The organism is Sphingobacterium sp. ML3W, from assembly GCF_029542085.1.
In the GTDB taxonomy this organism is placed as follows: Bacteria; Bacteroidota; Bacteroidia; order Sphingobacteriales; family Sphingobacteriaceae; genus Sphingobacterium.
On the sequence record NZ_CP107036.1, the window covers coordinates 3,264,621 to 3,285,684 of the forward strand.

General features: G+C 42.4%; 20 protein-coding genes. 16 read left to right on the top strand and 4 right to left on the bottom strand.

Features of this window, described 5'->3' with window-relative positions:
• Nucleotides 1-176: 176 nt before the first annotated feature.
• From OGI71_RS13855 to OGI71_RS13875, 5 genes are all read left to right on the top strand, one after another.
• Complete coding sequence (locus tag OGI71_RS13855; protein ID WP_282256097.1) at nt 177-518, top strand: hypothetical protein; 342 nt, start codon at nt 177-179, stop codon at nt 516-518.
• Nucleotides 499-1,284, top strand: a complete 786-nt coding sequence (locus OGI71_RS13860) for a methyltransferase domain-containing protein (protein WP_282256098.1) — start codon at nt 499-501, stop codon at nt 1,282-1,284. Before OGI71_RS13855 ends, OGI71_RS13860 begins: the two co-directional genes overlap by 20 nt.
• Before the next feature lie 10 nt (nt 1,285-1,294).
• A complete protein-coding gene (locus OGI71_RS13865; protein ID WP_282256099.1) occupies nt 1,295-2,110 on the top strand; it encodes an alpha/beta hydrolase in 816 nt (271 codons plus the stop codon).
• A gap of 71 nt (nt 2,111-2,181) precedes the next feature.
• A complete protein-coding gene (locus tag OGI71_RS13870; RefSeq protein ID WP_282256100.1) occupies nt 2,182-3,105 on the top strand; it encodes a Dyp-type peroxidase in 924 nt (307 codons plus the stop codon).
• Between the two features lie 51 nt (nt 3,106-3,156).
• Entirely contained in the window at nt 3,157-3,519 is a 363-nt protein-coding gene (locus tag OGI71_RS13875) for a DUF4180 domain-containing protein (protein WP_120259014.1), read from the top strand.
• A gap of 82 nt (nt 3,520-3,601) precedes the next feature.
• Here the strand turns inward: OGI71_RS13875 and OGI71_RS13880 are convergent, their stop codons facing one another.
• Nucleotides 3,602-4,051, bottom strand: coding sequence for a VOC family protein (locus tag OGI71_RS13880; protein WP_282256101.1), 450 nt, complete (start codon nt 4,049-4,051; stop codon nt 3,602-3,604).
• Between the two features lie 212 nt (nt 4,052-4,263).
• Between OGI71_RS13880 and OGI71_RS13885 the strand changes: the two genes are divergently transcribed.
• The 4 genes from OGI71_RS13885 (at nt 4,264) to OGI71_RS13900 (ending at nt 8,686) form a co-directional block, all read left to right on the top strand.
• A complete protein-coding gene (locus tag OGI71_RS13885) occupies nt 4,264-4,755 on the top strand; it encodes a GNAT family N-acetyltransferase (protein WP_282256102.1) in 492 nt (163 codons plus the stop codon).
• Between the two features lie 53 nt (nt 4,756-4,808).
• Nucleotides 4,809-5,705, top strand: a complete 897-nt coding sequence (locus OGI71_RS13890) for a helix-turn-helix domain-containing protein (protein ID WP_282256103.1) — start codon at nt 4,809-4,811, stop codon at nt 5,703-5,705.
• A 96-nt stretch (nt 5,706-5,801) separates the two neighbouring features.
• Entirely contained in the window at nt 5,802-7,742 is a 1,941-nt protein-coding gene (locus OGI71_RS13895) for an oleate hydratase (RefSeq protein ID WP_282256104.1), read from the top strand.
• A 47-nt stretch (nt 7,743-7,789) separates the two neighbouring features.
• Nucleotides 7,790-8,686: a 3-hydroxyacyl-CoA dehydrogenase gene (locus tag OGI71_RS13900; RefSeq protein WP_282256105.1), complete on the top strand. Its 897-nt coding sequence runs from the start codon at nt 7,790-7,792 to the stop codon at nt 8,684-8,686.
• A gap of 83 nt (nt 8,687-8,769) precedes the next feature.
• Here the strand turns inward: OGI71_RS13900 and OGI71_RS13905 are convergent, their stop codons facing one another.
• The gene (locus OGI71_RS13905) at nt 8,770-9,909 is read right to left on the bottom strand and encodes a serine hydrolase domain-containing protein (RefSeq protein WP_282256107.1); all 1,140 of its coding nucleotides are present in this window, start codon (nt 9,907-9,909) and stop codon (nt 8,770-8,772) included.
• A gap of 206 nt (nt 9,910-10,115) precedes the next feature.
• Between OGI71_RS13905 and OGI71_RS13910 the strand changes: the two genes are divergently transcribed.
• Nucleotides 10,116-10,865 (top strand): hypothetical protein, encoded by a 750-nt coding sequence (locus OGI71_RS13910; RefSeq protein ID WP_282256108.1) that lies wholly within the window; start codon nt 10,116-10,118, stop codon nt 10,863-10,865.
• 67 nt (nt 10,866-10,932) lie between these two features.
• Here OGI71_RS13910 and OGI71_RS13915 read toward each other — a convergent pair whose 3' ends face one another.
• A complete protein-coding gene (locus OGI71_RS13915; protein WP_282256109.1) occupies nt 10,933-11,496 on the bottom strand; it encodes a Crp/Fnr family transcriptional regulator in 564 nt (187 codons plus the stop codon).
• A 202-nt stretch (nt 11,497-11,698) separates the two neighbouring features.
• Here OGI71_RS13915 and OGI71_RS13920 point away from each other — a divergent pair, with 202 nt between their 5' ends.
• Nucleotides 11,699-12,391, top strand: a complete 693-nt coding sequence (locus OGI71_RS13920; protein WP_282256110.1) for an HAD family hydrolase — start codon at nt 11,699-11,701, stop codon at nt 12,389-12,391.
• A gap of 63 nt (nt 12,392-12,454) precedes the next feature.
• Here the strand turns inward: OGI71_RS13920 and OGI71_RS13925 are convergent, their stop codons facing one another.
• A complete protein-coding gene (locus tag OGI71_RS13925) occupies nt 12,455-12,979 on the bottom strand; it encodes a DinB family protein (RefSeq protein ID WP_282249705.1) in 525 nt (174 codons plus the stop codon).
• A gap of 223 nt (nt 12,980-13,202) precedes the next feature.
• Between OGI71_RS13925 and OGI71_RS13930 the strand changes: the two genes are divergently transcribed.
• From OGI71_RS13930 to OGI71_RS13950, 5 genes are all read left to right on the top strand, one after another.
• Nucleotides 13,203-13,883, top strand: a complete 681-nt coding sequence (locus OGI71_RS13930; protein WP_282249706.1) for a response regulator transcription factor — start codon at nt 13,203-13,205, stop codon at nt 13,881-13,883.
• Nucleotides 13,883-15,259, top strand: coding sequence for a HAMP domain-containing sensor histidine kinase (locus tag OGI71_RS13935; protein ID WP_282249708.1), 1,377 nt, complete (start codon nt 13,883-13,885; stop codon nt 15,257-15,259). Before OGI71_RS13930 ends, OGI71_RS13935 begins: the two co-directional genes overlap by 1 nt.
• Before the next feature lie 160 nt (nt 15,260-15,419).
• Nucleotides 15,420-16,565: an efflux RND transporter periplasmic adaptor subunit gene (locus OGI71_RS13940; protein WP_282249710.1), complete on the top strand. Its 1,146-nt coding sequence runs from the start codon at nt 15,420-15,422 to the stop codon at nt 16,563-16,565.
• Nucleotides 16,566-16,590: 25 nt separating this feature from the next.
• Complete coding sequence (locus OGI71_RS13945) at nt 16,591-19,713, top strand: CusA/CzcA family heavy metal efflux RND transporter (protein ID WP_282249712.1); 3,123 nt, start codon at nt 16,591-16,593, stop codon at nt 19,711-19,713.
• A gap of 67 nt (nt 19,714-19,780) precedes the next feature.
• On the top strand, nt 19,781-21,064 hold the full coding sequence (locus tag OGI71_RS13950; protein ID WP_282249714.1) for a TolC family protein: 1,284 nt from the start codon (nt 19,781-19,783) through the stop codon (nt 21,062-21,064).

A 21,064-nucleotide genomic window follows, 5' to 3' on the forward strand; every position in this document is an offset into this window, starting at 1 on the left:
AGAAATCCCCCTAAACAATTAACATCTTATCCGCTGAAAGATTTTATTTTCTGGAACACCCCTAGGTCTTTTTTTGCTGTAACCTAAGTCTTTTAGTTTTTAACCCTATTTTTTCCTATTTTCAAAATATGTAGCGACGGTGAATTGTTTAACTAAAAAATCAATTGCTAAAGAACATGTTGAAGATCATTAAATCAGGGATGAAACTTGGGCTTATCGTATTTCTGATCCAAAGTACATTGATTTGCATCGATGGGTTGCGTGACAAAAACACCAAAGCGGCTATCGGTATTGTCCTCGGTAATAAAATCAATCCCGACGGTAGTCCCTCGGAGAGACTGCAGGAACGATTAAACAAATGTATCCAGCTATACAGGGCACACCGAATTCAGATGATTCTTGTCAGTGGTGGCTTTGGAAGTATCTATCCATTCAATCAAAAAGAAGTTTGTTTTATCGTCAAAGCAAATTATATTTACGGCACACTAAACCAATCAAATGAAAGAGAAATTTATTGATAGAAAAGACCAACAGGCAAATAAAATATTTGAGAGACGAACATTAGCAAATGACTATCGGACTATTCTTTCCTTGTTAAAACCCGGTTTAGCTATCCTCGATGTCGGCTGTGGTACCGGAACACTGACAAATGAAGCCGCATCACTTATCGCGGACGGAACAGTGATCGGTTTAGACAACACCCAATCTTTTATAGATATAGGGAATCAACAGTACTGTAACAGCGCCAATCTTAGTCTGGTCTGTGATAATATTTTCAGTTATGAGCCCCCACATCAGTTTGACCTGATTATGACTGCAAGAACAGTGCAATGGTTAAGTGATATTCCTGCAGCCTTACAACGGTTCAAATCCTGGTTGAAACCCGGAGGACAGCTTTCGATCCTGGATTATAACCATACCGCAATTGAATGGAACCCAGCACCACCGACCAGTATGCAGGAGTTTTATCATACATTTCTGAAATGGCGTGCCGATGCGGGCATGAACAATCGTGTCGCAGATGAAATTGCCACTTTACTCCAACAACAGGGATTTACAGCCATTGAGACGATCAACGCCGATCAGACCTATACCAAGGGCGATGATCATTTTCAGACCAATCTTGGAATCTGGATCAAAGTTGCCCAGTCGCAACAAATGGTAATAGAGGGATATATTACAGATGAACTGCGTTTAAAAGCCATCGAAGATTACAGCAACTGGATCGAAACAGAAGCGCTATCAATGACGCTCAAAATGAATGAGGTGAGAGCTAAGATTTAATGAATTCAATATGATCCGTATACACCCTATTTTCTTTTCTATTTTCCTGCTACTCTCCACGTTCGATCTGTTTGCGCAATCGAAAGACACGACAATCAGTGTTGGTCAGCATAGCTTACATTTTAATATTACAGCTGGAAAAGGAATTCCCATCATCTTTGAATCAGGAGCTGGAAACGATGCCTCTGTATGGCAACAGATATTGGCCCCACTATCAGCCAGATTAGATGCACCATTAATCACCTACGATCGGGCGGGTTTCGGAAAAAGTGGTATAGATACCGTAAATGTCAATCTATCAACTGAAGTCGCTGATCTAAAAAGGGCGCTGAATAAATTGGGTTATCACGACCAATATTTCTTTGTCGCACATTCCTTTGGCGGTAATTATACGTTGAAATTTGCCGATGAAAACAAGGGGAAGGTACTTGGTGCGGTGATGATAGATATTGTCTCGCCTTATTTTATGACAATGGAGCGTGGAAAATCATTAAAGATTGAATATGCCGACCGACTTCAGGAGATCAAAAAAGAGAGTTTGGGGTTCTATCATTTGACGATGAATTATGAGAATTCAACAGCCATTTTACATGAAGTAGCGCCACATGCAACCATTCCAATGACAATTATTGGTTCAGGCATTACCCCTTTTGAAGAACCCGACAAAAGTAAATTTGTGGCCGCATTAAAAAAGTTTGCAGACGAAAAGGACAACAGAAAGTATATCTTGGAGCCGAACGCACAACATCATATCTTTTACGATAATCCAGCTTTAGTGATCGAAGAAATCCAGTCATTATACAAAAAAACAACCTCAGCAGAATAATTTGATCTGTTTGGAAATAAATTTATTTGTAGCTTAGTATTATTGTCAATGTCCAATCAACACAATATTTTATGAACAATCAAGCCCAGAATGTTATCGATTCACCCAGCAACAATACCGTTTTCATGGTATGGAATTTTCAGGAAAATAAAGAGCTGAAACCGGTGTTTGAACGGATCTGTGCCCTGGTCGTCAATCTGAATAATTCGGCTCAGGTACGTTCTACTGGTATAAAAGCGAGTATCGTCATGGGGATCAGTTATCATGCCTGGAAAAAATTAGCATTACAGGAGCCATTACCAAAAGAATTGATTCCTTTTGAGCCTATCGTAGGTCAAAAACATGTCGCTGTTGCTACCCCAGGTGATCTCCATTTTCATATCCGAGCTGAAGAACAAAGCTATTGTATTGACATGGCAGCCGAAATTTCCGCTGCACTGGCAGTAGCTACTGATTGCAAGGAAGAAATCCACGGTTTTCGTTATTGGGATGGAAGAAGCATTCTAGGTTTTGTCGACGGCACCGAAAACCCGACAGGTGAAGACCGTCCTTTCTTTGGTATTATTGGAGATGAAGATCAAGCCTATAAAGGGGGCAGCTATCTTTTTGTTCAAAAATACATTCATGACATGAACAGCTGGCGAGCCTTACCGGTATCCGAACAGGAAAAAGTTATTGGCCGAAGTAAAACCAATGATATTGAAATGGCGGATGAGGTAAAACCTACAAATTCGCATTCGGCCTTAGCCAATGTAGGCGATGATCTCAAAATCGTCAGGGACAATATGCCTTTTGGTAATATCGCCAATAATCAAATGGGCACCTATTTTATTGCTTATGCCAGTAGATTTAGTACTGTGACACAAATGCTAAAGCGAATGTTTATCGGTGAGCCTGAAGGTAATTACGACCGTATTCTGGACTTTAGTACAGCCAAGAGTGGCACATTATATTTCTGCCCATCTATTGATATGCTGAAAGATTTTGCCGGATAGAGCAATCTTTAGGGCTTAAAGACAATCATTACTACTCAATATATTACGACTATGCAAATCGACGTTATCCAAGTAAACGATAGAAATATCGCTGAAGTAAAAGACACTGCTATCCTCATCAACAATCTCGATGATGGTTTACAGATCATGGTAGACTGTGGCGCACAGGAAGCATACAAAGCAATCTTATACCAAGAAAATATTTCGGCTGATTTTTTTGAACTCAAAACGAAGTTGGCGGGGGAAATTCTTCAAAAATATACGCAGTACGATTTTGACGTTGCTATTGTTGGTGACTTTTCCATTTATAATAGCAAAAGTTTGAATGATTTTATCTACGAAAGTAATAAAGGCCGTAAGATCAACTTTGTTGCTACGCGGGACGAAGCCATTACTAGACTATCAAAGGGTTAACGGTGCAGCTCGATCCATTCAAGGCTGCCTGTCAACCTCCTTTCATAAAAAATAAGCGGCTAATAAAATAGCCGCTTATTTTTTATTCCTGCTGCAACCAATCCTCGTAAGACATTACCCCCAATTCTGGCCTCCCCTCGCCTTCCAATAGGGCAATAAATTCCAATTGATTTCCATCTGGATCGTTAAAGTAAATTGCCAATGCCGGCATCCAGGCAAATACCATTGGTTTTTCTACACCATCTTTCAAAAAATTGTAAGGCTGCAAATCCCTTTCCTTGAGATAGTCTACTGCGTAATTCAAGATATCTTCTTTACTGGCTCTAAAAGCAAAATGCCGCGGTTGAAAATTTGCTTCCTCCTGCCAGAGTCCCAGCATATATTCCTTACCTGTACCGACCCACAAAAAAACGATAGGTCGATTGGGATCACGATGTGCAATCCGCAGACCAAGCACCTTCGTATAAAAATTGACAGACTCCTCCAGATTACGTACCTGGATATGCGTTTCATATAATCCTGCTATCTTCATTGTTTCAATAGTTAAATGTAATCCGGTTTCCATACATCATTCCAAACTTTTGATGGCATGAACCGATATATTTATTCCTCCATGACAATGTAAGTTAAATTTGTATCTCCCAATTGGCAAAATCAGAAATAAGACAGAAAAATGATTATTTGGAGTCCAACTTTTGATTTAATAGAAAAACAACCTTATCTTGTGTAGAAGACACATTAGCCATGTACAACACACTAGAATTAAAAAAATACACAGCCGAAGATTTCGCTCTTTTTAGAGAACTTACCAAAGACGATGAGATCATGAAATATATTTCAGGCAAGGGATTGACAGCTGAGCAGGCCGAGAAAAAATTCGCTTCAATTCTCGAAATCAATACAGATCCATTATTGGGCTATTTTATGGTGATAGATTCCGATAGCCAATTATTTTTGGGCGACTGCAAATTGGTCAACTATAGAAAAGATCCAACCGTCTTTGAGATCGGTTATTTGCTTAAACAGGAGTTTTGGCGTAAAGGTCTCGGTACCAAAATCTGTGAATCTCTGCTAGCCATGGCCAAAAGCATCGACGCCAATAAGGACGTGATCGGCATCATTGACCCAGATAATGCTGCCTCCAGACAATTACTGACAAAGTTTGGGTTTCAAAGCTACTTTGTTGGTATAGAAGATGAGGTTGCTACAGAAAAGCTTATTTTAAAACGCACATAACCTATTTTATCCAACCGAAAGAATAAGGTCTATTGCACATGACAATCCCCCCTATGAAGTTTAGTATCAAGATCAATCCAAATACACACGACAGCCTACAAGACACTTTATCTTTCTTTGGTGTAGATTGCAATCGCCCTTACTACATCTCATCCGGCAATCCCCTTTTCGAATACCCCAGAAATTCCTTCCGTATTGATTTTTACGCCATTTGCATTTGCACGGCCGGAACGATTACAGTAGAAATTGATAATCAAGAATATACACTAGCACAGCATAGCCTACTTGTTTCAGCTCCTTCCACTATCATCAAATTTACAGCGGTCAGCAAGGATTTCAGAATGAAACTACTTTTCTTTGACAAGTTGTTTCTGCTTAAAAACATTGCCAACCCATTTTTTATAGAAAAACTGGGACTATTCAACAATGCAACATTCGCAATTATACCCGAGGCAGAAAAACTCGTCGGAAAATTATTAAGGCTCCTCGAATATTTAAGCGAGGTGACCCTCAGGGCGACACGTTTTACCCCCGACATTATTCGCACCATTATATTTAACCTGCTGCTAGAAATAGCCGATGTGCTCGCCGTGGAGGACCAACATGCAGTTGAAACAATTCAGGAGGCCAATAGCCTCTACTTTAAGTTTACGGATCTGGTACAGCAACACTGCAGCCAATCCAAAGATGTGAAATATTACGCCGATCGGTTATTTATTTCAAACAAATACCTGATTAGTATTGTTAAGAAGGCATCTGGAAAGACGCCACATGAAATCATAGACGAAAATTTGCTCAAAGAAGCGTATGCCCTACTCGGAAATCCGGAGAAGACCATTTCCGACATCGCCTACGCCATAGGCTTCAATTCGATCTCTGCATTTGGCCGTTTTTTCAAAAAGTACTCCATGTTATCGCCTTCTGAATATCGAAAAAGACAAAATATGTAAAAAAAGGAAATTCGGTAGAACAATAGCGAATTTGAGGGCATAAATGATCTAAGGAGTATAGCTAACTTTACTCAAGAATTAAAAACAATAAGAATCATGAAAGAAATCACCTCAAAATTCGACAAAGTATTAAATGCATCTGCTGAATATGGAAATGTAAATCATGAACCGGATTCAAGCACAGAACAACAACGCAATACGCCCAAAAAGGCCATGCCTTTTTCAGATCAGATAGGAAATTACCAACGCAATAAAGGTATACCGAACAAATCCTACAAGGACAGCAAAATCTATATTGTCGGTAGCGGGATTGCGGGTATGTCCGCAGCATACTATTTCATTCGTGATGGACATGTCCCCGCAGAAAATATCACCTTCCTGGAGCAGTTACATATCGAAGGCGGATCCTTGGATGGTGCCGGTAATGCGAAAGATGGTTATGTCATCCGTGGTGGACGTGAAATGGACATGACTTATGAAAATCTATGGGATATGTTTCAGGATATTCCAGCATTGGAAATGCCAGCTCCTTACAGTGTGCTTGACGAATATAGATTGATCAACGACAACGATTCCAACTATTCAAAAGCACGGCTTATCCACAATCTTGGTGAAATCAAAGATTTTAGCAAATTTGGGTTGGCCAAAAAAGATCAACTTGCAATCATCAAACTCCTGTTGAAAAAGAAAGAAGAATTGGATGACCTGACGATTGAAGATTATTTCAGCGAATCTTTTCTAAGCAGTAATTTTTGGACCTTTTGGCGCACCATGTTCGCCTTTGAAAACTGGCATAGTTTATTGGAATTAAAGCTGTACATGCATCGCTTCCTTCATGCAATTGATGGATTAAACGACCTTTCTTCCCTTGTATTTCCTAAATACAATCAATATGACACCTTTGTCACCCCATTACGCAAGGTGTTACAAGACAAAGGTATTAAGATCCAGTTCAATGTGCTGGTCAAAGATCTTGACATCCAGAGCAATACTGAAGGAAAAACCGTTGAAGGCATCATTACCGAACAAAATGGCAAGGAAGTACGCATTCCACTTGGTCCAAATGACTTTGTGATTGTCACGACCGGCTCAATGACTGAAGACACCTTCTATGGTGATAATACCAATGCACCGATCATCGGTATCGACAATAGCACAAGCGGACAAAGTGCCGGCTGGAAACTCTGGAAGAATTTGGCTGCTAAATCAGCTTTTTTCGGTAAACCAGAAAAATTCTGCAGCAACATTGAAAAGTCAGCCTGGGAATCTGCTACCCTGACCTGTAAACCCTCGGCTTTGATTGAAAAATTAAAGGGCTATTCGGTCAATGACCCCTATTCAGGAAAAACAGTCACCGGCGGTATTATCACAATTACAGACTCCAACTGGTTGATGAGCTTTACCTGTAACAGACAGCCACACTTCCCCGGCCAGCCCGACGATGTCCTTGTACTTTGGGTTTATGCCCTATTTATGGACAAACAAGGAAATTATATTAAAAAGACTATGCCCGAATGTACCGGAGATGAAATTTTGGCCGAACTATGTCATCATCTCGGAATCATTGATCAATTGGATGATGTCATCAAAAATACGATCGTCCGCACGACATTTATGCCCTATATCACCTCTATGTTTATGCCTCGTGCTAAAGGCGATCGCCCAAGAGTAGTTCCAAACGGCTGTAAAAATCTAGGTCTCGTTGGACAGTTCGTCGAAACCAACAACGATGTGGTATTTACCATGGAAAGCTCCGTCAGAACGGCACGTATAGCTGTGTACGAACTCTTGAATCTCAACAAGCAAGTACCTGATATCAATCCTTTACAATATGATATCCGTCATTTGTTGAAGGCCGCACGGACGCTCAATGATGATAAGCCGTTCATAGGCGAAGGACTATTGCGTAAAATTCTGAAGGGGTCCTATTTTGAACATATTCTTCCCGGAGGAGATGAAGAAAGTGAAGATCACGAATCATTTTTGGCCGAGCAGTTCGGTAAATTCAAAGATTGGTTAAAAGGAATTAAAGGATAGTTAGCCTCCTGGACAGGAAACAATTAAGTTTTATAAAAAAGAATAACATGAATTTTAAAAATATAACGATTGCAGGAAGTGGGGTGTTAGGCTATCAGATTGCTTTTCAGACCGCCTTCCATGGGTATCAGGTGACTGTGTACGATATCAATGAGGAAGTGCTCGAAAAGGCTAAATCCAAATTTGGGATGCTGGAGAAAGCTTTCCGACAAGATCTCCATGCAACAGATGAACAGCTGGAAGCGACATTCAAACGTTTATCCTATACATCGGATTTAGCGCAAGCAGTACAAGACAGTGACTTATTGATTGAAGCTGTCCCCGAAAATCCGGCCATTAAAATTGCTTTCTATAAGGAGCTCGCAAAGGTCGCCCCCGAGAAGACCATTTTTGCGACCAACTCTTCGACCCTGCTGCCCAGTCAGTTTGCGCAGGATACGGAAAGACCATCAAAATTTCTGTCCCTGCATTTTGCAAATGAAATCTGGAAACATAATACAGCAGAGATCATGGGGCATCCCGGCACAGATCCCCAGATATTCGATGCAGTAGTTGATTTTGCGAAGTCAATCGGCATGGTGGCCCTTCCATTGAATAAAGAACAACCGGGTTATATCGTCAACTCCTTGTTGGTCCCTTTACTTTCGGCCGCTACAGACCTCTTGGTCAATGAAGTGGCAGACGTGGAGACGATAGATAAAACTTGGATGGTGGCAACAGGAGCACCTACAGGACCATTCGGCATCTTAGATATCGTCGGGATCACCACCGCATACAACATCAACAAGATGTCCGCCGAGGCGACAAAAGACCCTCTAAAAATAAAGACTGTAGCGTACCTCAAGGAACATTTTATTGATAAGAATAAATTGGGGGTTGCGACCGGAGAAGGGTTTTATACTTACCCCAATCCAGCCTATCAAGCTCCGGGCTTTTTGAAATAGCAGGCACTTTAACAGCCTTAATAGCAGATCGCCTATCCCTTCAAAAAGGATAGGCGGTCTTGCTTTTTCAGCAAGAAGACAGGTTAATTCGCATATATCGCATTGAGCCAGCCAAAAACCGATTCATTTTGTCCACTTTCATCCATTGGTTTACGCAGTTTCATCTCCTCCAACAGGGCGTCAAATGCTTCTGCAATCCGAAGATCATCACGATTGCTAAATAAGGTGACAACAAGCTCTTTTCGTTTGTCTAAATAAACGATATTATGGAAGCCCGTTGATTCACCAGAATGGAAGAATACCGTATTTTGATCGAAAGGATAGATAAACCAGCCCAAATTGTAGGAAACGCCATCTTTTACCTGAAAGCGCTCTTTTTCCAACAAATCCCGTATACCGGCCTGCTGAAAACGCTTATGAAGTAAAAAATTGGCCCATTGATGATATTCGATTGCCGATAAGTAGGCACCTCCATCGCCTTGCGTGGCACTGGTCACACTCTGATCTGCAAACACAAAGGCATCCTCCTTAGGATGATAGCCCAAAGCCCGATTGGGGATGTCCGCATCAGCCGTATAGATGGTTCCTTCCACAATACCATTCGGCTGAAATAAATTCTTTTTCACAAAAGTTGTAAATGATTCCTTCGCCACCTGTTCCACAATCAATGCCAGTAGGCAATAACCTGTATTACTATATCTGAATTGGCTCCCTATTGGGAAATAGAGCGTATCTGTCTGCCGGATATACTCCAGTACATCCTGATCTGACACTTGTGCTGTTCGATCTTCGGGTATCAATGCCTCATAGTCCATGATCCCCGATCGGTGCTGGAGTAATTGAGCAACGGTTATACCCCGCAGAGCCATCGGTAAATTATTAAAAAAAAGTCCTAATTGATCCGTTGGATGTAATTTCCCCTGGTCAAATAAGCTACAAATCGCCTGCGCTGTCACCTGCTTACTGACAGAAGCCATCCGAAAATGGGTCTTTTCCGTGATCTTTTGATTCGTTTTCAAATCTGCCATTCCTACTGCATATTGGTAACGGATCTCTCCGTGCTGACTGATTGCGACAACGATTCCCGGTTCATTTCCATTGGGATAATAGTTGGACAGGGTTTTATCGAATAAGGACTTATTGATTTTTTGTCCCATCGCACCGCATGTTACACACATAAAAAATAAGACGAGTTTTAGGTTCTTGATGTTAAAGTGCTGCATTTCTATTTGTTTTTATGTCAAAAACATCGTTTTAACAGGTTTCAATTTACCCATTTTTTAGGCAATACTCAAATCTCCGTTTTAAGTTCCTACTTTTTCCAGTTTTCTATTTTTTCTTTTAAATTTGCCATCCACCTTTATCTCAAAAGGTTTTTGTTAGGACAGCAGCCTATCCTGCTGTTTCATTTGCTTAAATCACAACAACTATGTTATTTATTTACAGTATCTACGACTTTGTACTAGCCGAAAAGACGGTGACAACGACCTTAAAGAATGAAAGTTCAGTCCGAACTTTTACTTTACAGATTATTACGCCTGCACGTAAATTCCTTGGCCTTCCCTTTGGTGGTGGTCTTGTCAAGATCTCACGGTTATATGATGAACGCGGCCAACTCATTCATGCCCGCAATTACTCCGACGAACTAAAAGCAGAGATCAAAACTTATAAAAAGGGATATCCGATCGCTTATTTTCAGTTATGGAAAGGTTTTATTTTCGTATTTGCGGCTATCTTGATCTGGGCCGCCATTTATGGCGTAAAAAACAAAATCGCTGGCCAACAACGTAAAAATGAAAAGGAAAAATTATTCAGTAATCTACAGCATCTGGAAGCCGGCCAACTGTATGGTGTAACGTTTTTTACCAACAGCAGCGGTGGGAATATTAACGGATTACCTTCGGGCTGGATAAAAATTAATAAGATTGTCGCTGACACGATATTCATTCAACGTTCCAAACAACTTGAAACAAGTAAAGCGCTTTTTGAGATGGACAATATCAGTTCCATCAAACCGAAATCCGAAACAGATTGGGAAGAAAAAATAGAGCGGATGAACTATAAACTATTTCTGGAACAACTCAAAGAACCAAATAAAAAAGGAGTGGACCTGCTTTATATCGGTCCTGATCACGATAACTATTCCGGCGTGATCTTCACCATCAAAGGCAGCGAATAATACAGGCATTCATCCAGTCTTCTGAACAACATCTATTCTCAGAAGATTGGATAAACTTTTTCCATAATTACAGTAATTTCTTGAGCTCCCGATTGAGGCTCCTGACCGAAATACCGAGGTAAGCAGCCATATCTTCTTTCTTTATCGCAATATCCTGTTGGGATTGGATTTCCAATAAACGGTGTAAACTATGCTCCAGACTGTATAACTGCTGGTAAGATGCCCGGCTCGAAGTATGCACAATACGTTGCGCCATCACATCCAGCAACATATTGCTCCAGGTAATGTCCCTTTCCAATAGCTCCCTAAAATACGCTTTGGAAAATGCATAGACCATCACATCGGTCATGGCCTGTATGCTACATAGACTGGAAATATGACGAATGCTTTCGATCTCCCCAACGATTTCCCCGACCGAAAGAAATTCCACGATATACTCCTTGTCATTGGCCTCGGTAAAATAACACTTGATTATTCCTTCACTGATAACCATGACCTTGGTGGATGCTGTACCCTGATCATATAAGTTTTGCCCCTTGGTATACTTTCTCAGCACGATATCATCCTGACGCGATTGCTGCGCGTAAAGTGTTGTTGTGCGATCCAAAAATGAGTGATTTGTTCTTAACATAAAGATCCGGGACAAATGTCCTTTTAATAATGATTTCCTTTTGAGAAATTAGCTTTATAAAAATACAAAAGTAGATTTAAAAACAGCATGAATTATTCAAGACGAGTCTTCTATACGAGCGGGTATTGTTAAACATGAATAACCGATCGGAGCGAGCTCATGAAGACCATTGAAAACAATTGATGAACAACTAATGATACAAATGAACAGTAAGATAACAACCATCGCTTTTGATGCCGACGATACCCTCTGGGCCAATGAATCCTATTTTCAGGAAGCAGAAAGACAATTTTGCCTGCTTTTGGAAAACTACCTTCCACAACATACCGTCTCGCAGGAGCTCTTCGCTACCGAGATGAAGAATCTGCACCTATATGGTTATGGGATCAAAGGTTTTATGTTGTGTATGATTGAGACCGCCAATCGAATTTCGGAAAACACGCTGCACGTTGAGATCATTAATCAAATTATAGCGATCGGACATGAGCTCTTGCAGAAGCCCATTGAATTGCTACCGGGGGTGACCGAAACGCTGACACAGCTAAAGGGAAATTACAGACTGGTCGTTGCAACCAAGGGTGACCTCTTGGATCAAGAGCGGAAATTAAAAAATTCCGGATTGGAAGACTATTTTCACCACATCGAAATCATGAGCGATAAAAAAGAAAAAGACTATCGTAAATTGCTCAAGCATCTGGATTGCACACCTGATCGCTTTATGATGTTAGGCAATTCCCTCAAATCCGATATCCTGCCAGTACTCGAGCTCGGTGGTTTTGGTGTTCATATCCCCTATCATGTGACTTGGACACATGAACAGCATGAAGTTAATTTAGAACACGAACGCTTTATTGCCCTTCAACGAGTCGATGAGATCCTGACGCATTTGGGCTAAAGATATTTGAACAGCATAAGCTAGCACATTGTCTACAAAACGCTAGCTTATGTTGTTTGACCCTTAATAGGTCATCTGCTCGTCCATTTCATATTTCATACCCGGATAATTGAGTATACGTCGCATCAATGCCATCTGACCGCAGAGATAATCCTGCCGTCCAATGCACATCCCTATAAAATTAAGTTTGTTCTCCTCGACAAAAGGAACGTTCATATCAATTTTGAAAATCTCCGCCAATTGCGCATCGTCAACTTCCAGCAGACGCTGATATACTTTGGGCGAAATGGCATAGAAACTATCTTTTAATTCTTTTAAACTTGGGTAGTTAAACTGTTCATCCAATGTTTTACCCATAAAAAATAAGTCATGATAGGGATCTTCCTCCTGAAGGCCCAAAATGTATGCGATTCCATAACGTACGTTGACGAAGTTACCGGCCATCCAGACAATGTGGTTGGTCTGCCCGTTGATACGTTGACGTGCATGTTCCTCGGAAATACCGTCCAAAACATTGATAAAACTTTGACTGTGCATCCGATACGCAGGAATAATGACTTCTAATTTTGCTGATTTTGGTTTATCCATTGCTCATTGATCTATAGGTGCCAGGCACCTGGTTATTCATCAAAGTTAACTGATTTAGAGCACGATACTCTTGTCGTATGGCAAGAATATGAACTTATCGAAAAGAGAATCCGTTAAATAGCGAAACCAAGGTAAATTTGATAACTTTGTCCTGTACCATCCATACGCTTTGGTCGAAGTCAATATTGAGGTTGGGTATTAATGAATAATCTTTCACTGTTGTATGAAAATTCTTTTAGTTGAAGATGATGTCCGTGTCGCAGGACTAATAAAACGCGGGCTGGATGAAAACGAATTTCAGACCGACATTGCCTATGATGGTATTTCAGGAAAGAAAATGGCCCTACAGCACGATTTCGACCTGATCATTACCGATATTGTATTACCCAAGATGGATGGGCTTGATCTCTGCAAGGAGATCCGTCATATTAAACCCGACCTGCCCATCATCATGCTTACCGCGCTCGGTACCACAGACGACAAAATCGAGGGTTTTGATGCTGGAGCGGACGATTATCTGGTCAAACCTTTCGAAATGCGGGAGCTATTGGCGCGGATACGGGTGCTGCTCAAACGCTATCAGAAACAGGAAAGCACAACAGGAACCATCCTGCGCTACGCGGATCTGGAAATGAATCTGCATACCAAAAATGTCAGACGCAACAATACCGATATCAGTCTGACACCCAAAGAATTCAAACTACTCCACTACCTGCTACTGCACCCCGAACGTGTATTATCTAGAATGGAGATTGCCGAAAAAGTCTGGGAAACCCATTTCGATACCGGCACTAATTTTATTGATGTCTATATCAATTACCTCCGAAAAAAAGTAGACAAGGATTTTGATAAAAAATATATCCATACCAAATCCGGGATGGGCTTTATTTTAAAACAGGACTAATGCAGATCAGAACGCGAATCACCATACTGTTTACAGTCGTCACAGCGACCATCTTGATGGTATTTGCCTGCACAGTCTATTATTCGGCCGTAGAGAATCGGGAGAATGAATTTTATGCCCTGCTAAAAAAAGAAGCCTACACCAAAGCAAATCTATTTTTAAATGCACAGGTAGACAAAAAAATACTGGAAGATATCTACCACAATAACCGAAAAATTCTCAACGAGGTTGAAGTAGCCATCTATGACACCAGTTTTAAGCTATTGTACCATGATGCCGTAGACATTGATTTCGTCAAGGAGACGCCGGCTATGTTGCGGGATATTGTCAAAAAAAAGGAAATTGGCTTTTATCAGGACAAATGGCAGGTGATCGGCATTACCTATTCGTACAAAAACGCGAATTTCATCATCACCGCTGCCGCTTATGATCAGTATGGTTACAATAAACTTCAAAATCTGTTATCGACCATCATTATTGTTTTTATTTTTGCGGTATTTTTAAGCTATGCCGCCGGAATATTTTTCTCAAGAAAAGTATTCCGTCCGATTCAGGCAATGACACTAAAAGTCAAAAACATATCGGCCAATAGCCTAGATGCAAGACTTCAGAACACGGGCAATAAAGATGAGCTATCCGAACTGGCAAACACCTTTAACGATATGCTGAACCGTCTTGAAAACTCCTTTGATGGCCAAAAGCACTTTGTCTCCAATATTTCCCACGAACTGCGTACGCCTTTGGCTGCGATGATTACCGAACTCGAAATTTCCGCGAATAAAGACCGAAGCACCGCTGAATATAAGGTTATCATTGACAACACGCTAAACGACGCCCAGAAACTTAAAAAACTGTTTAATAGTCTACTGGATTTTGCCAAGGCGAGTTACGATAGTTCGGAGATTTCCTTCAAAGCACTACGTGTCGATGAAATCCTGCTTGATGCCTGCCAGCAGGTCTTGCAGGCCAATCCCGATTATAAGCTCGACATTTTCATTGATCCCGCTATGGAAGACGAGCAGATGATTTCGATTGTTGGCAATGAATACTTGCTCAAGGTCGCTTTTGTGAATTTAATTGAAAATGCCTGTAAATTTTCCGGCAACCAAAAATGTTCCATAGCGATTAAATCAAGTGGAACGTCTATACAGCTGGAATTTAAAGATGACGGCATAGGCATCGATCCTCAGGATCTTGAACGCATATTCACCCCTTTCTATCGAGGCAACAACAAAGCCTACAGTGAAGGGAATGGCATCGGTCTCTCGCTGACCAAAAAGATTATTCTACTGCATCAAGGCGAAGTCCTTGTCCGTTCAACAAAACATATCGGCAGCGTCTTTCAGGTTAACCTCCCCCATTCATCAGCACGCTAATAAAATTCTAATATTTTTCTAAAGCCTCTCTAACGGCCTTTCAGCAAAGGCATGGATAGCTTTGCACCATAATTTTTTAGAAACAGAAACGCCGATCATCAACCGCCCATTCGTTGAACAGTCCTTGAATGGGTAGAAGATTGCCTTTAGAAAAAAAACAATGGTTAACCGCGCTATCAAAATTCCTATCCGCCCCCTTAAATCTATGGGTTGGATCACTGTCTTCACGATCATGCAAGCATGCAATCCACAGTCAACAGTGCCTACAGAAGATTCTGCTGCCCTGCATTTCGCAGGTGATACCCTGACGATCAACGCACATGCGCCACTGCTGTCCAAGATCAAGTGTACTACCGTCATCCAGCAACCACATCAGTTGAAGTTCAACACTGCTGCCATGGTCAAAATCATTCCCAATAGTTATGTTGAAATCCCCATGCCCTTTGCGGGGCGGGTTGTCAGATCCTATGTGAGCCTTGGGCAGAAAGTAGCTGTCAATACAGCGTTATTTTCGATCAGTTCTTCCGATTATTTCGAAGCACAACGGGTCTACCTCGACGCCAAGCAGACCTATACTCTGGCGGCAAGTGTCTTAAAACGGCAAAAAGATTTGCTTAGTCATGGTGTCGGCATTCAAAAGGAACTTGAGGAAGCCGAAACCAATTTTGCCATCAGCAACACAACGCTCAATAATGCAGCAGCTGCCTTAAAAATATATGACAACAACCCTTCACAGACCATACTTGGCCAGCCTCTGCTCGTCCGTTCACCCATCCATGGTGAAATCCTCAGCAATACCATTGTCCTTGGCCAATACAATAAAGAAGACGCTCCAGCTTTACTCCGTATTGCCGAACTATCGAAAGTATGGGTTTCAGCCTACATCAAAGAAAAAGACCTCGGTGTCATAGATCAGATCGGCAGTGTCGAAATACGCATTGACAGCCAGCCCTCAAAAAGACTACAAGGAAAAATTGTCCATATCAATCAGTTTGTCGACGAAGCAAACCGCAATATCGAAGTGCTGGTTGAATGCGACAATAAAGATCGGCTGCTCAAACCCGGTATGTATGTCAATACGCAATTTGAACAGGTAGCTACTGCCAGTATATTTATTCCCGCGAAAGCTGTACTCCAATTTAATGATAAAAGCTTTGTCTGGGTACAGCTAGCTCCCCACACATTTATGAGGCGATATGTACAGACCGGTGTCACCGAAAATGAGCAGATTCAGATTATACAGGGTCTATCCAACGGTGAACAGATCATTAGCGAGGGCGCATTTTATCTGCTAGCAAGCAACTAAATCTTTATCCAAAAATCATATTACAATGAAACAACTTGTTAGCCATATCATCGCCAAGAGATGGGGTATTGCCGCTGCTTTTCTGCTTATCACATTTTTCGGTTATTATGCATGGAAACAGCTTTCAGTTGAAGCTTATCCTGATATCGCAGACGTATCGTCACAAATTGTCACTCAGGTGCCGGGCCTGGCCGCCGAGGAAATGGAGCAACAGATAACAATTCCCATTGAACAGGCCATCAATGGTTTGCCCGGAATGGAAGTCATGCGTAGCAAAACCACCTTTGGACTATCCATGGTCACCATCGTGTTTAAAGACGGTGTTGACGACTACTGGGCCAGGGCCCGCATACAGGAACGCCTTGCAGATCTGAGTCTCCCCTATGGGGCGTTACCAGGCTTAGATCCACTCACCTCGCCGACGGGTGAAATCTTTCGTTATATTCTCGAAAGCAATACCCAAGATCTACGGAAATTGACCGAACTCCAAAACTTTGTCATTATCCCTAAAATCAAACAGGTGGCGGGAGTAGCCGATGTAACCAATTTTGGAGGCATCACGACGCAGTTTCAGGTGGAGCTGGATCCTAAAAAACTCGATCAATATGAAGTTTCCCTAGGGGAAGTGACTGCAAAGATAGAGGCTAACAATACCAATGCCGGCGGAAGCATGATGAATCGGGGCGACCAATCGTATGTGATCCGGGGCATCGGCCTTGTCAAATCATTGGATGACCTCGGCAATATTGTTGTCAAATCGGTCAATGGAAATCGCATCTACATGCGGGATCTGGGTCAGGTAAAACTTGGCAATCTTGCCCGCAAAGGAGCCTTAGGCTACAGCGACAAACGGGGAGCTAATTATTCCGATAATATTGAAGGGATTGTCCTGTTGTTAAAGCATGAAAATCCCTCCACCGTACTCGCAGGTGTAAATGCTGCCGTCGATGAGCTTAACAGTAAAATCCTCCCCAAAGATGTCAAAATACACGTCGTCTTAGATCGCACGAGCTTGGTCGATAATACCCTGCATACGGTATCCAAAACACTGCTCGAAGGTATGGTACTGGTTATCCTAGTACTCATCCTTTTTCTGGGTAGTTGGCGCGGTGCTCTATTGGTTGCCATCACCATTCCACTCTCGCTGTTGATTGCCTTTATACTGATGCATTTTACGGATATACCCGCCAATCTATTATCCCTGGGGGCAATAGATTTCGGAATTATCGTGGATGGTGCCATTGTTATGCTCGAGACCATTCTGAAAAAAAGGGAAGAAAAACCCGACGCTCCATTGGTCGAGCAGACCTTGACAACTAAAATTGCTGAAGTGGCCAAGCCAATTTTCTTTGCTACCATCATTATTATCACGGCCTATCTGCCTCTTTTTGCTTTCGAACGGGTAGAAAAGAAACTGTTTACGCCGATGGCCTATACCGTAGGTTATGCACTATTGGGGGCTCTAGCTGTATCCTTACTATTGATTCCCGGACTGGCTTACCTCATCTACCGCAAGCCACAAAAAGTTTATCACAATAGATGGCTGGAAAAATTAACGGTACTTTACCATCAGCGGATCAAAAAAATAATGCTGCGCCCCAAACGAGTGTTTGTTCCCATCGGTCTTGTTCTTTTAGCGACAGGACTGCTGACAGCATCTGTGGGTAAAGATTTTTTGCCTACGCTCGACGAAGGTTCGATCTGGTTACAGGTCTCCCTCCCTCCGGGCATCACTGTAGAGAAATCCAAAGAAATGAGCGATAGCCTACGTGCACGTACCCTGAAATACGAGGAGATCTCCTATGTCATGGTACAGGCCGGACGTAATGATGATGGTACCGACGCCTGGACCCCTTCACACTTTGAAGTCAGTGTGGGTTTGAAGCCTTACAAAACATGGAAATGGGGCAAAACCAAAGCAGACCTTATCAATGAGCTGGCCGCAGAATATGCCCAGATGCCCGGCTATAATGTGGCATTTTCCCAACCGATGATCGATGGCGTCATGGACAAAATCGCGGGAGCACATAGCGAACTCGTCGTCAAACTTTTTGGAGATGATCTAAAAGAAACCAGGCGTGTTGCCGAAGACCTCGTGACCACACTTAAAGGAGTGGAAGGTGCTGTTGACCTGGCCATTGATCAGGAGCCACCACTCCCACAGTTACAGATCATCGTTGACCGAGACAAAATTGCACAATATGGATTGAATATTTCGGATGTCACCGATCTGATCCAAATCGCCATTGGAGGCAAAGCTGTCTCACAGGTCTATCAGGGGATAAAAGTATACGATATCACCTGTCAGTATGCTGAGAACGAGCGAAACTCGCCTGAAAAAATTGGCAATCTGATGTTGTATCCTGATAATGGCACACGCATACCCTTGTCGCAGGTCGCCACGATCAAACTCAATACCGGAGAAAGTACCATTTCACGCGAGCGCAATAGCCGCCAGCTGACCGTCAGATTGAATGTCCGCGGGCAAGATCTAGGCACTTTCCTGACCAAAGCGCAGCAAGCAATCGCACAAAAACTGAAATACGATCAACAGAAAATCAGACTGCAATGGGGTGGTCAATTTGAAAACCAGCATCGCGCCTACAGCCGACTGGCGGTCATCGTCCCACTGACACTAGCGATTATATTTATCCTGCTGTATAGCACCTTCGGTTCTTTTGGACAGGCTGGATTGCTTATTGGTATCGTACCACTAGCACTCTTTGGTGGAATGCTTGCGCTCAATCTACGGGGCATGACCCTAAATGTATCTTCAGCAGTGGGTTTTATAGCGCTTTTTGGTGTTGCCATACAAAATGGTGTATTGATGCTTTCGCAGTTCAATGTGCTACGAAAAAATGGCATGCCCTTAAAAAAAGCTGTCATTGAAGGCGCTTTCAGTCGATTCCGCCCTGTACTGATGACCGCTACGGTGGCCATACTTGGTCTTCTTCCAGCATCATTGGCGACAGGTATCGGATCAGATGTTCAGCGGCCACTGGCCACCGTGATCGTCTATGGTTTACTCTTTTCTACCCTGCTGACACTGTTTATGCTTCCACCCTTGTATTATCTGATGGAGCGGAGACAGCAAAAAGGTGGGGTCGGATCATCAACCGATCAAATACAAGGGGAGACAAATTCCTAAAATCAAAACCGTACGCTGATTAAAGCAGCTGTACTGCTTTAATCAGAATGACTAAAATAAAATTCCGATGAAAACACAGATCAAACTTCTTCTTTTCCTTTTACTTCCACTTGGAAATGTAGCGGCACAAACGATAGATTCGACTTTTCTACAAAAAAAACTGGATTACAGCAGCTTTATCGCCCAGGTTGGGAAGAACAACCTCGGTTACGCCGCTGAAAAGTTCAACCTTTCAATCGCTGAGGCTAATATCATCAGTGCCAGTATCTTCCCCGATCCTGAATTCACCCTAGGACTCTTTGACAATAGCGAAAGAAGCAAACAACTCGGGCGGGGTTATACCGCCGGATTGAGCTGGACGGTAGAATTGGGGGCAAAACGGCAGGCACGTCGTCAGGTTGCAAAAGATGAGGCTGAAACCACCCGTCTCCTACTCGGAGATTATTTCCGAAATCTACGTGCCGATGCCACCCTTGCTTTTTTATCAGCAAGGTACAACCAGCAACTGGTAGCAACCTACCACAGTTCCTATCAACAACTCGCTCAGCTTGCCAGCTCAGACAGTATACGTTATCAACTGGGTGCTATTCCACAAATAGACTTCCGACAGTCAAAATTGGAAGCAGCCCATATGCGCAATACGCTATCGGCGGCCGAAGCGACAGCCAATTACTCCCTAGCGGGGTTATCACTGCTTATGGGAGATAAGAGCCCGGTTCTTTGGCTCCCACAGGGATCTGATGTTTCTTTTGATCGCAACTTTTTATTAAGTACACTTATTTCAACCGCAGTACGAGAACGTGCTGATCTTAAGGCTGCGCTACAGAACAAGCAGCTCTCCCATAGTCTGCTCCAGCTGGCAAAGGCAAACCGTATCCTAGATCTCGGTATTTCCATCGGCTTTACCTCCAATGGTGAGGCCAGAAATGAAACCGCCCCGACACCACAGTTTAATGCCATCAATGCCGGTCTAGCCATACCACTAAAATTTTCCAATTTTAATAAAGGGGGGCTGAAATCTGCTCAGTTCAAAATTGAGCAAGACGAATTGATCTATCAAGATGCAGCACTACGCATCCAGACTGAGGTGAATCAAGCTTATATGCAATATAAAGCCACTCAAAAACAGGTACAGCAATTTAATAATACGATGCTACTCGAGGCAAAAGCAATCCTGGAAGGAAAGATCTACAGTTACAATCGGGGCGAAACCGCCCTGCTGGAAGTGATCAACGCACAACGCTCCTACAATGAAACCCAGCTGGCTTATGATGAAGCACGCTACAATTATGCAGTCGCATTGGTGGAATTACAACGTGCCGCAGCCATTTGGGATATTGATCAATTGTGA